The sequence below is a fragment of the Kribbella sp. NPDC051770 genome (assembly GCF_040681455.1).
GTDB lineage: Bacteria > Actinomycetota > Actinomycetes > Propionibacteriales > Kribbellaceae > Kribbella.
Genome location: NZ_JBFAYT010000002.1, coordinates 142,139 through 154,856, shown reverse-complemented (window position 1 = coordinate 154,856; position 12,718 = coordinate 142,139). Strand labels below are relative to the sequence as shown.

Below are 12,718 nucleotides of genomic sequence, written 5' to 3'. Positions count from 1 at the left end.
CCCATGACCGAAGTCAACGCACACCGCCTGGAGGGCCGCGTCGCGGTCGTCACCGGCGGCGCGAGCGGCATCGGCCTGGCGAGCGTACGACGGCTCGCGGCCGAGGGCGCCAACATCGTGATCGGCGACCTCGACCCGGTGGCCGGCAAGACCGCCGCCGACGAGGTGGGCGGGCTGTTCGTCCCGACCGACGTCACCGACGCGGCCGCGGTGGACAACCTGTTCCAGCAGGCCTTCGACACCTACGGGTCGGTCGACATCGCCTTCAACAACGCGGGGATCTCGCCGCCCGAGGACGCCTCGATCCTGGACACCGGGCTGGAGGCGTGGCGCAAGGTGCAGGAGGTGAACCTGACCTCGGTCTACCTGTGCTGCAAGGCCGCGATCCCCTACATGCAGCGCCAGGGCAAGGGCTCGATCATCAACACCGCATCGTTCGTCGCGGTGATGGGCGCGGCGACCTCGCAGATCTCGTACTCCGCGTCGAAGGGCGGCGTGCTGGCGATGAGCCGCGAGCTGGGGGTCGAGTTCGCCCGGCAGGGGATCCGGGTGAACGCTCTGTGCCCCGGGCCGGTGAACACGCCGCTGCTGCAGGAGCTGTTCGCGGCCGACCCCGAGCGCGCGCAGCGGCGCCTGGTGCACGTCCCGATGGGCCGCTTCGGCGAGCCGGAGGAGATCGCCGCCGCGGTCGCGTTCCTGGCCTCCGACGACTCGTCGTTCGTCACCGCCAACACGTTCCTGGTCGACGGCGGCATCTCGGGCTCCTACGTCACCCCGCTCTGAGCCGTCCTTGAAGCACCGGCCGGCCACAGATCGTGGCTGAGCGCTGCTCGAAGTCAGGGGATCTAGGGTGGGGGTCCGACGGGGAGAGGTGGCGAGGTGGTCGAGGAGGCGCGCGCTGGGGAAGCGCTGTTCCGGCCGGTGCGGACCGGCAACCCGTTCGAGGAGACTGTCGAGCGGCTGCTGCAGTCGATCAAGCTCGGTGTCGTCGCGCCGGGCGAGCGGCTGCCGTCCGAACGCGACCTCGCCGCGCGGCTGAACGTCTCCCGCGTCACCCTGCGGGAGGCGATCCGCGCGCTCACCGAGGCAGGGTACGTCGAGTCCCGCCGCGGCCGGTACGGCGGGACGTTCGTCAACACCCGCCTGCCCCGCCCGCGGCGGGTCGGCGCGAAGAAGCTCGTCCGGGAGCTCGGTGACGGGCTCGAAGACGCTCTCGTCCTTCGCTCCGCTCTGGAGGTGGGTGCGGCTGACGCGGCCGCGTCCCGGTCTCTCAGCGGCGAGGAGCAGGACCACCTCACCCGCTGCCTGGCCGACACCGCGGCGGCCAAGCTGACCGACTACCGGCGGATGGACTCGCGGCTGCACCTCGCGATCGCCGAGGTCAGCGGCTCGCCGTCGCTGACCTCCGCGGTCGCCGACGTCCGGATGCGCCTGAACGCGCTGCTCGACGCGATCCCGCTGCTGGAGCGCAACATCGTGCACTCCGACGAGCAGCACCAGCAGGTCGTCGACGCGATCCTGGCCGGCGACCCGGCGGCGGCCCGGGACGCGATGCGGCTGCACCTGGCCGGGACCGCCGCGCTGCTGCGGGCTTTTCTCGGATGACGAGGGTGGGCGGCGGAACAGGAAATTTTGGCGTGCTCCCGGGCGACACGCCGGACGTTTGTGCAGCGCCGAACGGGGTCAGGCGTGAACAGATGGGTAACGAGGGGATGGCGTCCGGATATCCGTGTGTGACACTCGCCGTGTCCAGTGGCACTCGACTGTGATGTCCGCGAATGTAATCCTTCGGGGAGAATGTTGATCGATGACTGACGACGAGCTGGTCGGGCGCGCCGGACTGGTCGAGCGTGCGCGGACGCAGCTCGAGACCAGTGGCTCCGTGCTGCTCTACGGCCCGACCGGTATCGGCAAGTCCGCGCTCGGCCGGGCGCTGGTCGCCGACCGGGCCCGCTCCGGCTGGCGGGTGCTGAGCGCCGCGCCGTCCCAGAGCGAGGCCGGCCTGCCGTACGTCACGCTCCTGGACCTGCTGTCCAACCAGCTCGAGCTGGCCTGGCAGGTGCTGCCCGACCACCTGCGGCAGCCGCTGGAGGTCGCGCTGCTCAAGGCCAGCGCACCGGACACCGTCCGGGACGAGCTGGCTGTGCGGCTGGCCGTGCTGCACGTACTGCGCCGCCTGGCGGCGTCCGGGCCGGTGCTGCTCGTTGTCGACGACATCCAGTGGGTCGACCCGTCCAGTCTCGAAGTGCTGACCTTCTGCGCCCGGCGGCTGACCGATGGCGTGCACATGCTCGCCACCGAGCAGGTAGCCGACGGCGATCTCCCGGTGATGGCCGAGGCCTGCCCGGAGCCGGTGCTGCAGCTGGAGGTCCCGCCGCTGGTTGAGCCCGACGTACTGGCGTTGCTGCGCAATCGCCTGTCCAGCCCGCTTCCGGTGCGGACCGCGCGGCGAATCTACGCCGCCAGCGCGGGCAACCCGTTCATGGCGCTCGAGCTGGGCCGCGCCGTACTGCGACACCCGCAGGGCGTCTCGCCGAACGACCCGCTCCCGGTGTCATCGCGGCTGAAGACCCTGCTCGGTGACCGGCTGGCCGATCTCAGCCCGGCGACGCACGAGCTGCTGCTGCACGCCGCCTCCTCACCGCGACCGACCACGTCGCAGCTGGCCGCGTCGATCGGCCGCCCGGTCGACCTGGAGCTCGCTGAGGCCGAGGCGCTCGGGCTGATCGACGTGTCCTCGGAGAGGCTCCGGTTCAACCACCCGCTGCTCCGCGAGTTCGTGTACGCCGAAGCAACGTCCGCCGCGCGCAGGCAGGCGCACGCCCGGCTGGCCGCGGTCGTCGAGGAGCCGGTCGAGAACGCCACTCACCGGGCCCTGGCCACCCAGGAGGCCGACGCGGACCTCGCCGCCGCGCTGGAGGAGGCGGGGACGACTGCAGGCGCTCGTGGGGCGCTGGGCGCCGCCGCGACGCTCTGGCGGCTCGCTGCCGACAGGACCCCGGCGGACTCGCCGGACGACCGGGCGCGACGACTGACTCGCGCTGCTGACGACGCGGCGGCTGCTGGACACCTGGTGGAGTCGGCGGAGATGGCGCGGCTCGCCGTACAGGCTGCCAGCCACGCCGAGGTGAAGGTGCCGGCGCTGCTGCTGCTCGTCGACGCCGCCTGGCCGGAGCGAGAGCACCGGATCGAGCTGCTCGCCGAGGCCTTCGAGGCCGCCCAGGGCAACGACCGGCTCGAGGCGCAGGTTCGGATCATGCGCAGCCACAGCGCGTACTTCGACCGGCGGCTCGACGACGCCCGCGAGGACGCGCGAGTCGCCGAGGAGCTGGCCCGTCGCTGCGGCGACACCGAGGCGCTGGTCGACGCGCTGAGCGCGGCGCACCCGGTCGAGGTCGCGGTCGGCGGCGGGCAGACGTCGGACCGGCTGCTGGGGATGGCCGGTGAGCTGGCGATCGGGCTGCCGCTGACCAAGAGCGTCGTGCACGCGCGGCAGATGGCGGCGATGCGGGAATTGTTCCGCGGCAACAACGCGGCCGCGATCGAAGGCATCAGCACGCTCGTCGAGGAGGTCCGGGTCGGCGGCGCGGTGCGCTGGCTGGCCGGGATCCTGATCTCGGCGACCGCGATCTACGAGCGCAGCGGCCGCGGTGCCGACGCGCTCGCGGCCGGGCACGAGTGCCTGCAGCTGATGCAGGACCTGGGCGACGAGCCCGAGGTCGGCATGGTGATCGCCGCCCGCGCCGAGTGGGCCGGCGGGACCGCGACGATGGCGCGCGAGATGGCCGAGGCGTCGCTCGAGGCGGTGCGCGTGATCGGGAACGACGAGTGGACCGGGCCGGCGCTGTCGGCGGTCGGGCTGGTCGGCGTACTGGTCGGGGATCCGCAGCGGGCGGTCGAGGCGTTCGACGCGATCGCCGAGTCGGGTGAGGCGGCGATGCCGTACGACCCGGCCGTGATCCCGTGGCACGCGGACTACGCCGAGGCGCTGGTCGCCTCCGGCCGGCTGGACGACGCGGCGGCGCTGATCGCCGACATCCGGGACCGCGCGGACACGCTCGACCGGGACGTGGTCCGGGTCGGGCTGGCGCGCTCCGAGGCGCTGCTGATCGCCAAGCAGGGCGATCCGGCGGCGGCGCTCGACCTGCTGGAGAAGACGATCGCGACCGCGGGGGACCGGGTCTACCCGCTGGACCTGGCGCGCTGCGAGCTGACCCGCGGGCGGGTCGCGCGGCAGGCGCGGCGGCGTTCGGTCGCGCGGACGGCGTTCCTGGACGCGATCGAGCAGTTCGAGCAGTACGGCGCGCCGGCCTGGCGCGAGGTCGCGGAGACCGAGCTCGCGCGGCTCGACGTACCGAGTCGTAGTCGTCAGCCGTCGGAGCTGACCGACAACGAGCTGCAGATTGTGGCGATGGTCCGGGACGGATCGACCAACCGGGAGATCGCGGCCGCGCTGTACCTGAGCGTGAAGGCGGTCGAGTCGCAGCTCACCCGGCTCTATCGGCGCTTCGGCGTCGCGAACCGGACGCAGCTGCTCCGGACCGTCGACCGCGGGGGAACCGACCTCGCGCAGAGGTAAACCCTTGAAGTGACCCGCCGGTAGCTTCTTTTGCTTGCTCTGGAGTCACTCGGTCGCGCAGGGTCGAACTCACGTGGAGAGCTCGCCCCTCGCGGGGCGGCCGAGTGAGGCGCGGCCGCCCCCTACGTGCACACTGGCAGGGTGAAACTGGAACGCAAGCACGCACTCGTCCTGCTCGCCATCGCGGTCTGGAACGTGGTCACCTACGTGACCTTCATCAAGAACCTCGCGGCGACCGAGGGCCGGCCGACCGGGTACTACGTGGCGCACACGGTGCTGATCGTGGTGAACCTGGGGATCGCCGGGCTGCTCGGGACCTGGGGTGTTCGGGCGTACAAGGCGGCGAAGGCGGAGTCGCCTGCGAAGGTCGACGCGCTGTAGCTCGCGGACGTCGTACGGCTGCGGGCGCGAGCTGGGCGAGCCGTCAGGGCTTGGCGAAGGCGCTCGGCGTGACACCGAGCATCCGGCGGAAGTGCCGCGTCAGGTGCGCCTGGTCGTAGAACCCGGCCAGCGTCGCGACCTCAGCAGCCGGCCGGCCCTCCAGCAGGTAGCGGCGAGCCAGGTCGACGCGGCGCCCGGTCAGGTAGCGGTGCGGCGGCATGCCGTACTCGCGGCTGAACGCCCTGACCAGGTGCGCGGGGTGCGCGTGCACCAGCTTCGAGGCCTCGTCGAGAGAGACACCAGTCGGCAGCCGCGCGTCCAGGAGGTCCCTGAGGTCGCTGGCGACACCTGGGTCCTTCAGCCGAGCCGGCGGAGTCTGGCGGCGCAGGTACTGCCGTAGCCGCTCCTCGATCAGCGTCAGCCGGCTCTCCGCCTCCAGCGGCTCCTGCCCGACAGCCAGTACGCCGTGCAGCTGCTCGATGCGCCGCCGGAGTACCGGGTCGAGCAACTCCGGCTGGTCGACAGCAGCTCCGGTCAGATCGGTGCCGAGGCGGTCGGGCTCCAGGTACAGCACCCGCTTCCGGAACCCCTCCGGCCGCACCGACCGCCCGTCGTGCGGCACGTTCGGCGGCAGCAGCGACACCTGCGTCCGGCTCTGGTCGTGCTCGCGATGGTCCAGGTCGTACCGCACGACGCCTTCGTCGACGAGCAGCACGGTCCAGGCGTCGTGCGTGTGGCTCGGGTAGGCGTGCGACGGGAAGTAGGCGTGCAGCACCTCGACGACACCGTTCAGTCCCGGTCGCCAGGCTCGTACCTGCGCCCTCGCGCTCACCCTTCAGAACACTACGCTGGCCTGCTGACGCAGCACGAGCAGAGGTAGCCCGGCTCCGCCGGGGAGGCCAGCCGCAGCGTCGCCTCCGGGCGCGGGCGGAGAGCGGCGTAGGACCAACTGTTCCGGCCGCGGCTGCGTCAATCAAGTACCGGCCACCGATCGAGGGTCTGCACTCGAGAAGCGTGGACGGATGACGACGTCCGAGGAAAAGGGTGGGTAACGGGTGAAGGTGTACATCAGCGCGGACATGGAAGGCATCACCGGCCTGGTCGACGCCGAGGACGTCCAGCCCCCCGGCCGCGACTACGAACGCGGCCGCGCCCTGATGACCGAGGACGTGAACGCCGCCGTCCGCGGCGCCTACGCCGCCGGCGCGACGTACGTGCTGGTCAACGACGCCCACGGCCCCATGCGCAACCTCCTCCCCGACCTGCTCGACCCCCGTGCCCTCCTGATCAAGGGCCGCCCGAAACCGATGGGCATGATCGAGGGCCTGACCCCCGACTTCGACGCCGTCGTCTGCATCGGCTTCCACTCCCGAGCCGGCACCCTCGGCGTCCTCAGCCACAGCTTCATGGGCCACGAAATCGAAGACATCTGGCTCGACGACCGCCCGTGCGGCGAAATCGGCCTCCTCCACGCGACCGCGACGTCGTACGGCGTCCCGCTGGCAGCCCTCACCGGCGACAACACGGCGTGCATCGAAGCCACCCAGTGGGACCCGGCGATCCACACCTACCCGGTGAAACAAGCCAAAGACCGCTTCGCCGCCCAACTCGTCCCGGTTGCAGACTCCCGGTCAGGCATCGAACAGACCATCCGAACAGCCCTCACCACTCTCCCTACCGGGCCCGCCCCCGCCCCCGCCGCCGCGGAGGGTAATCACCCGGGCCCCTCCAAGCCCGTCCACCAGCTCACGGTCCGCTGGCAGTCCGCCTCAGTTGCTTCCCACCTCGAAGCCGTCCCAGGCGTCCACAAAACCGACGACCGCACCGTCACCACCGAAGGCGAAATGCCCCACCTCTACCGCCTCTTCAACCTGTACTTGCGCGTGGCCACAGCAGTCACAAGCAATCCGCCGTACTGCTGAGGAAGCCGTCGAGCTCTTCGTCAACGCTCCGCAGTTCGAAGTCGCGGACGATGATCGGTCCGCCTTCCAGATGGCGTATCCGCTGGCAGCGCCTACCCGGCGGAGGCGAACGCGCGTGTTGCATACGAGGATCGCAGTGGGTCATGCTGACGGACAACTCCGAGGACGCTGTGGTGGCGGAGATGAGACGGCAGCTGCGAGCGGGCGCGGAGGACCTGGCGACAGTCCCAGCGAGCCGGAGGACGACTTGCTGATGGCGCTCGCGTTCAGTGCGACGTTCGCTGTGAGTTCGGTGCAAGCGATCCGCGCGAACCGGTGCTGCACCTCGGCCTCTACCTCCCCGTAGCCACAGCACTCACCTCGAACCCGCTGTACTGCTGACCTCGAGCCGGTGGATGTCGCAGTAGTCGACGTCGTCCAGGCCCGTCACCGACTGGATCAGCATGTTGTGCGTGACGGCGATGAACGGCGTCGAGCCGGCCTGCCGCCGCAATGCGGCGACCGCCCGGGATCGCAGTGCGGACAACGGCTCCCACCGGCGCGTCTCGCCCGGTGGCCACTCGCCCTCACATCGGTGAAGGTCCTCGCTGAGCGCCTGGATGTCCGTGTAGTCCCGCCAGGACTGTGTCGAGTCGGGCTGCCATTCGCGGAGGTCTAGTTCAACAGCAGTGACCGGCAGCCCGGTCTCTGCGGCGATCAGCGTTGCGGTGTGCATCGCCCGAGTCAACGGCGAACTGACGATGCGATCCGCCTCCGAGGAGCGGAGTGACCGGCCGGCAGCCTTCGCCTGCTCAACACCGCGCGGCGTGAGCGGCGCGAGATCTCGCATGGTTCCCCACCACCCTTCGTCGTCGATCTGTGCTGAACCGGCTTCGCCGTGCCGGACGAGGTAGACGTGATTCATGCAAGGAACGTACAAGCCTCGGAGGCGGCTGGGCGGGGAGATTGGGGGCTGTGGATGACGAGATCAGATTCGATACCAAGATCGCCGTGCTCCTGCGGGACGACCTGGCGACCTGGCAGCGGTTGAACGTGACGGCGTTCTTGGTGTCCGGGTTGGCCAAGGCGGAGCCGGAGTTGTTGGGGTTGCCGTACGTCGACGCGGACGGGACCGAGTACCTGCCGATGTTCCGGCAGCCGGTGCTGGTGTTCGAGGGGGCGAAGGAGCAGATGGCGGTGTCGCACGGGCGGGTGCTCGGGCGGGGGATCCTGCACTCGGTGTTCACCGCGGATCTGTTTGCTACGGGCAACGACCGGGACAACCGGGCGGCGGTGAAGGCGGTGGCGCGGGACCAGCTCGACCTGGTCGGGATCGCGGTGCACGGGCCGAAGAACGCGGTGGACAAGATCCTGAAGGGCGCACGCATGCACCCGTGAGGCGCCCCGGAGAGGTGCAACTCTCCGGGGCGCCACGCGGGGTTACCGCGGAGTGTGGATCGTGGTTTCGCCTGACCGGGTCAGGCTCTGGCCGGTCACGTGGATCGCCAGCGTCGAGCCGTGCAGCAACGGGACCTGCACGAACGCCTGCATCCTCCCGGCGCTAGAAGCGCGGCCGTGCGCGACGGGCAGGATGCCCATCCACACGGTCCACGGCTCGTTCGGCGCGAGGCCCGCGGCGGTCACCGACACCGTGCTGCCCGTGGGCGCCGGCGAAGGCGCGGCGTCGACCGAGAAGGTCGAGCCGCCACGGACCGGCCCCAGGTCAGCAGAGGTGAGCGGCGTCGCGAGCAGCGACCGTACGGCGAGGTACTGGATGTCCGGCCTGACCACCTCGTAGAACGCGGTCGCCCACAGCGGCTGACCGGCCGGAACGTTCAGTGTGCGCGACACCGGCGCCTTCTCCTCCGGGCTGTACACGACCGGGATGTCCTCGGCGTACAGCTCCTTCGGCCCGGTGTAGGTGTCCGTGCCCTGCCCGACCAGCAGCGAGAACAGCCCGCTGTACCCCGCCGGACGGTTCGTGAGCGTCAGCTGCAGTTGCTGCCCACTCCCGCGGCGGAACGTCGCCCAGAACGGCTCTGCCATAGCAGGCCGACCAGTGAGCCGGCTCTTGTCCAGGTTCCGGTACGTCGCCACAGCAGCGCCGTCGAGCACCAGGTCGAGCCGGTCCACCCCGGTCACGTCGTACGAGCGCGCCAGCGCCTGTTCCGGGTCCGCCTGCAGCGTCGCGAAGATGACGTCGCCGCTGGTCAGCTTGTAGCGCAGGGTCGGGAAGACCGTCCGCTCGCCGTGGTTGACGAAGCTCACCTTCGCCTTCCCCTCGGACTTGGCGATCGAAGCAGAGCTCGCCGCTCCGGCCACGGGAGTCCAGCTGACCGTCTTGCTCTGGCCGGCCCGCCCGTGGTCGAGCTGAACGGTCAGAGTCGCCGTGAGCTTCTCAGCGCGGGTCTCCACGCGTGCGGACGACCAGTCGATCGCCGGGAACGTCCCGCTGTCGACAGGCATCGTCTGGTCCAGGTACACGCTCGTGCGGCCCTTGATGGTGACCCGCACCGAGCCCTTGCCGCTCAGCGCACCCACCAGCGCGACGAACGGGTTTCCGTCGAACGCCTGCCGGTCGTCACCAGCCAGCCCACGCAGCACCACCGGAGTCACGGTCAGCGTGTCCCGCACCGTCTTCCCACCAGCACGCACCTCCACCGTCACCTGCCCAGCGGCCAGCCCAGTCGGCAGGGTGACCAGCTGGCCGACCCGTCCGTCCTCGCTGGTCCGCCCGCTGCCGAGCACCTTCCCCTTCACCAGGATCTGGTAGCTACTACCCGGCGCCAGCCCACTGGCGACCACAGCCACCGGACGACCGGCCAGCGCGTACTCCGGCTTCACCGTCGCCTGCGCACCCGACCCGCCACCAGGCGGTCCGGTCCGCGGGTCGCTGGTCACCACCACGTACGACGTACGCCCGCTGTCGCCGAAGCTCACCCGGCCCAGGTACTGCCCGCCGGGCTCCAACCCCTTCCAGGACAGCGCAACCGGCGTACGGCTACCGATCTCCAGCGACACGGTGGACGGGTCTGCCTTGAACGACCCCGCTGACTCGTTCAGCGCGAAGCCGGTCAGGCTGAACCCCAGCGGACCGCTCCCCGCGTAGAAGCTGACCTCCACGACGTACAGCCCGTCGCGGGGGTCGTCCAGGTCCAGCTGCTCACCAGCGGACGGCGTAGCGGCCCGGGCGACCAGCTGCTTGTCGCCGTACTCGTTGAACCGGTACACCGACAGATCCAGGTCAGCACCAGGCGTCTGAGTGCTCAGCACGAAGCGGGCGTGTGTAGTACCGGCAGGGACCTCCACTACCTGGCTCTGCGGAGCTGAGCCGACGGTGCCCGAGCCAGCCACGCTCTGCCCGCGGCTGAGCCCAGTCACAGCCAGCGGCACCTCCTGTACGTCGCCACCAGCGACAGTCAGCGTCGTGCTGCCGGTACTACCTGTGCCAGTCACCTCAGCAGGAGTCACCAGCGCAACAGGTCGCACAGCAACAGCACTGCGCACGGTCTGGTCGCCGCTGCGCCACGTCAGCAGCCCGGTCGCGTACTCGTCGAGCGGCGCGGTCGTCCGGGTGAACGTCACCTGGAAGCTCTTCGACTGCCCGGCCGCGGTGAAGCTCAGCGTCGACGGCTCCACGACCGTCGTGACACCAGGGATCGAGACCGGGTCGGCCACGAACGTCCCCGGCGCGGTCGACGTCACCGTCCGGGTGACGGTCTGCCGACCGGCCAGCGCGCCGACGCCGATCGACGCCAGGTTCAGGTCCGACGGGTCCGGAGCCGAGGCATCGCCGTGGATCGCAGCAATGTACGCCGCCCAGTCGTCAGGACCGTTCAAGTACAGCAGTCCCGGCTTCAGATACCGCGTCGGATCGACCTGACCGTTGCCTTCAGCAAACACATCGCCGGCGGCGGCGCCGGCCGTCGGCCGGGTCGTCGTCATCAGCGCCGACTTGATCTCGGCAGGCGTCGCAGCCGGGTGCAGCCCGAGGTACAGCGCGGCCAGGCCGGCAATGTGCGGCGACGCCATCGACGTCCCCGACAGGAACGCGTACTCCGGCCGCTCCCCGGACGCGTTCGCCGCGGCAGCGAGGATCCCGACACCCGGCGCCGCCAGGTCCGGCTTGATCAGGTCGCCGCCGTCCGCGGTCACCGGACCGCGCGAGGAGAACCCGGCGATCTGCGGCGCCGCCGGCTCGGGCAGGTGCATCGGGTTCCCGTTGACGAGCGTTGCGGTCGCATCGGCGCCGGCCGCGAAAGCCGTCAGTACGTCGTACGCATCGGCATCGACCTGCACGGTCGGCAGCGTGTGCGCGTCGAGATCGACCGAGTCGGGCGTCGGGTTCACCAGCACCATCCCGAGGCCTCCGGCCCGCTTCACCTCGGCCGACTTCGCCAGCCGGTCGACGATCCCGCGCTCGCACAGCACCAGCTTCCCCGCGACCTTCGCCGGGTCGAGCGTCCCGGCTCCGCACATCGACGGCTGCGAAGCGGTCGCCGTACCGGACGCCGAGGCCGCGACCAGCGAACCGCTGACCGGTGCGCTCGGCAACGAAACCGAGGCGCCGAGCAGGTCCGTTCCGTTGCCGAGCCGCACGGTCGCGGTCCAGGTCGGGATCGTGCTCGCCGCGGCGGTCGTGATCCACGGCGACGCGTTGTCGATCGTCGAACTGCCCGGACCGGCGTTGCCGCCGGCCGCGGCGACGAAGATCCCGCTCGCGGCCGCGTTCCGGAACGCCTCGTCGACCACCGAGTCGGTGCTCTCGGCACCTGAGGCCATCCCGATCGAGTAGTTGATCACGTCGACGTTGTCGGCTACCGCCGCGTCGATCGCGGCGAGCAGGTCACCGGTCGCACAGCCGTCGTCGTCCGGCCCGGCGATCGGCCCGCTCCAGCACGCCTTGTACGCCGCGACCTTCGCCGCCGGCGAGACACCGGAGATCCGGCCCATCGGTACGCCGCCGAGGTCGGCCTCGACGTCGTGCGCACCGGCCGCGGTGCTGCTGGTGTGCGAGCCGTGCTCGTTGCCGTCGCGCGGCGACAGGTACTCGCCGGTCTCCGGGGTGCCGATGTTGCCGGCGCCGAAGTTGGCGACGAAGTAGCGCGCCGAGATCAGCTTGGTGGTGCAGTTGGCGGCGGTGAACTGGACGCCCGTCGTACAGGCTCCCGTGAAGGTGCCGCCGTCGGCCTTGCGGTAGGTGATCGTGCTGCCGTCCAGGTACGGCTCCGCGCCCGCGGTCGTGCCGAGCGGGGCTCCGGCGAACGCGGGGTTCTCGGGCGCGATGCCGGTGTCGACGACGCCGACCACGACGCCCTGCCCGGCCTTGCCGACGCCGCCGTTGGTCGCCCAGACTCCGGCGTCGCCGCTCAGGCCGAGGTAGTCGGTGGAGGGGGCCGCGAGGGGTTTGCGCAGGACGTCCTCGACGACGGACTTGACCGACGGGTCGGTGCGAAGCTGCTCGGCCTGTACGGCGGACAGCTTGCTGGTGAACCCGTTGAGGGCCGCCGAGTACGACGAGATGACGCTGCTGCCGACGGAGGCCGCGGCGGTCTGCTGGCGGGCGCGGAGGTAGTCGCGGTACGCCTTGACCGGGGCGGAGTTGGCCTTGAGGCCCTCGCCCTGCCGGGGAGCGGTGCGGGCTTTGCCCGCGACACCGCCGACGTACGAGGCGGCTGCTGGGTCGCGCAGCGTGACGATGTAGCGCTTGGGGACGGAGGTGTCAGGAGCCGCAGCCGACTGATGAGCCGGGGGAGCGGCGGCGGCTGGAGGCGCTGACACGACGGCGGTACCAAGGACCGCGAGGGTCGTCAGTACCGCAAGTGACGCACGGGGCATGGGGGCGGTCCTTCGGCAG

At 70.8% G+C, this 12,718-nt stretch carries 9 protein-coding genes; 6 read left to right on the top strand and 3 right to left on the bottom strand.

The features are described 5' to 3' along the window. Positions 1-3: 3 nt before the first annotated feature. From AB0M01_RS07350 to AB0M01_RS07335, 4 genes are all read left to right on the top strand, one after another. Positions 4-783: a 3-oxoacyl-ACP reductase gene (locus AB0M01_RS07350; protein ID WP_363666512.1), complete on the top strand. Its 780-nt coding sequence runs from the start codon at positions 4-6 to the stop codon at positions 781-783. A gap of 96 nt (positions 784-879) precedes the next feature. Then, positions 880-1,605, top strand: a complete 726-nt coding sequence (locus tag AB0M01_RS07345; protein ID WP_363666510.1) for a GntR family transcriptional regulator — start codon at positions 880-882, stop codon at positions 1,603-1,605. 202 nt (positions 1,606-1,807) lie between these two features. Beyond that, positions 1,808-4,579: an AAA family ATPase gene (locus tag AB0M01_RS07340; protein ID WP_363666509.1), complete on the top strand. Its 2,772-nt coding sequence runs from the start codon at positions 1,808-1,810 to the stop codon at positions 4,577-4,579. Positions 4,580-4,720: 141 nt separating this feature from the next. Further along, a complete protein-coding gene (locus AB0M01_RS07335) occupies positions 4,721-4,960 on the top strand; it encodes a hypothetical protein (protein ID WP_363666507.1) in 240 nt (79 codons plus the stop codon). A gap of 43 nt (positions 4,961-5,003) precedes the next feature. On the opposite strand, the gene AB0M01_RS07330 is transcribed toward AB0M01_RS07335, so the two are convergent. Beyond that, a complete protein-coding gene (locus AB0M01_RS07330; RefSeq protein WP_363666505.1) occupies positions 5,004-5,792 on the bottom strand; it encodes an AraC family transcriptional regulator in 789 nt (262 codons plus the stop codon). 223 nt (positions 5,793-6,015) lie between these two features. Here AB0M01_RS07330 and AB0M01_RS07325 point away from each other — a divergent pair, with 223 nt between their 5' ends. Further along, positions 6,016-6,882 (top strand): M55 family metallopeptidase, encoded by an 867-nt coding sequence (locus tag AB0M01_RS07325; RefSeq protein ID WP_363666503.1) that lies wholly within the window; start codon positions 6,016-6,018, stop codon positions 6,880-6,882. A gap of 355 nt (positions 6,883-7,237) precedes the next feature. On the opposite strand, the gene AB0M01_RS07320 is transcribed toward AB0M01_RS07325, so the two are convergent. Continuing rightward, positions 7,238-7,786, bottom strand: coding sequence for a histidine phosphatase family protein (locus tag AB0M01_RS07320; RefSeq protein ID WP_363666501.1), 549 nt, complete (start codon positions 7,784-7,786; stop codon positions 7,238-7,240). A gap of 50 nt (positions 7,787-7,836) precedes the next feature. Here AB0M01_RS07320 and AB0M01_RS07315 point away from each other — a divergent pair, with 50 nt between their 5' ends. Next, the gene (locus AB0M01_RS07315) at positions 7,837-8,259 is read left to right on the top strand and encodes a DUF2000 domain-containing protein (protein ID WP_363666499.1); all 423 of its coding nucleotides are present in this window, start codon (positions 7,837-7,839) and stop codon (positions 8,257-8,259) included. A gap of 42 nt (positions 8,260-8,301) precedes the next feature. Here the strand turns inward: AB0M01_RS07315 and AB0M01_RS07310 are convergent, their stop codons facing one another. Next, positions 8,302-12,642, bottom strand: coding sequence for a S8 family serine peptidase (locus AB0M01_RS07310; protein WP_363666497.1), 4,341 nt, complete (start codon positions 12,640-12,642; stop codon positions 8,302-8,304). Between the last annotated feature and the right edge of the window lie 76 nt (positions 12,643-12,718).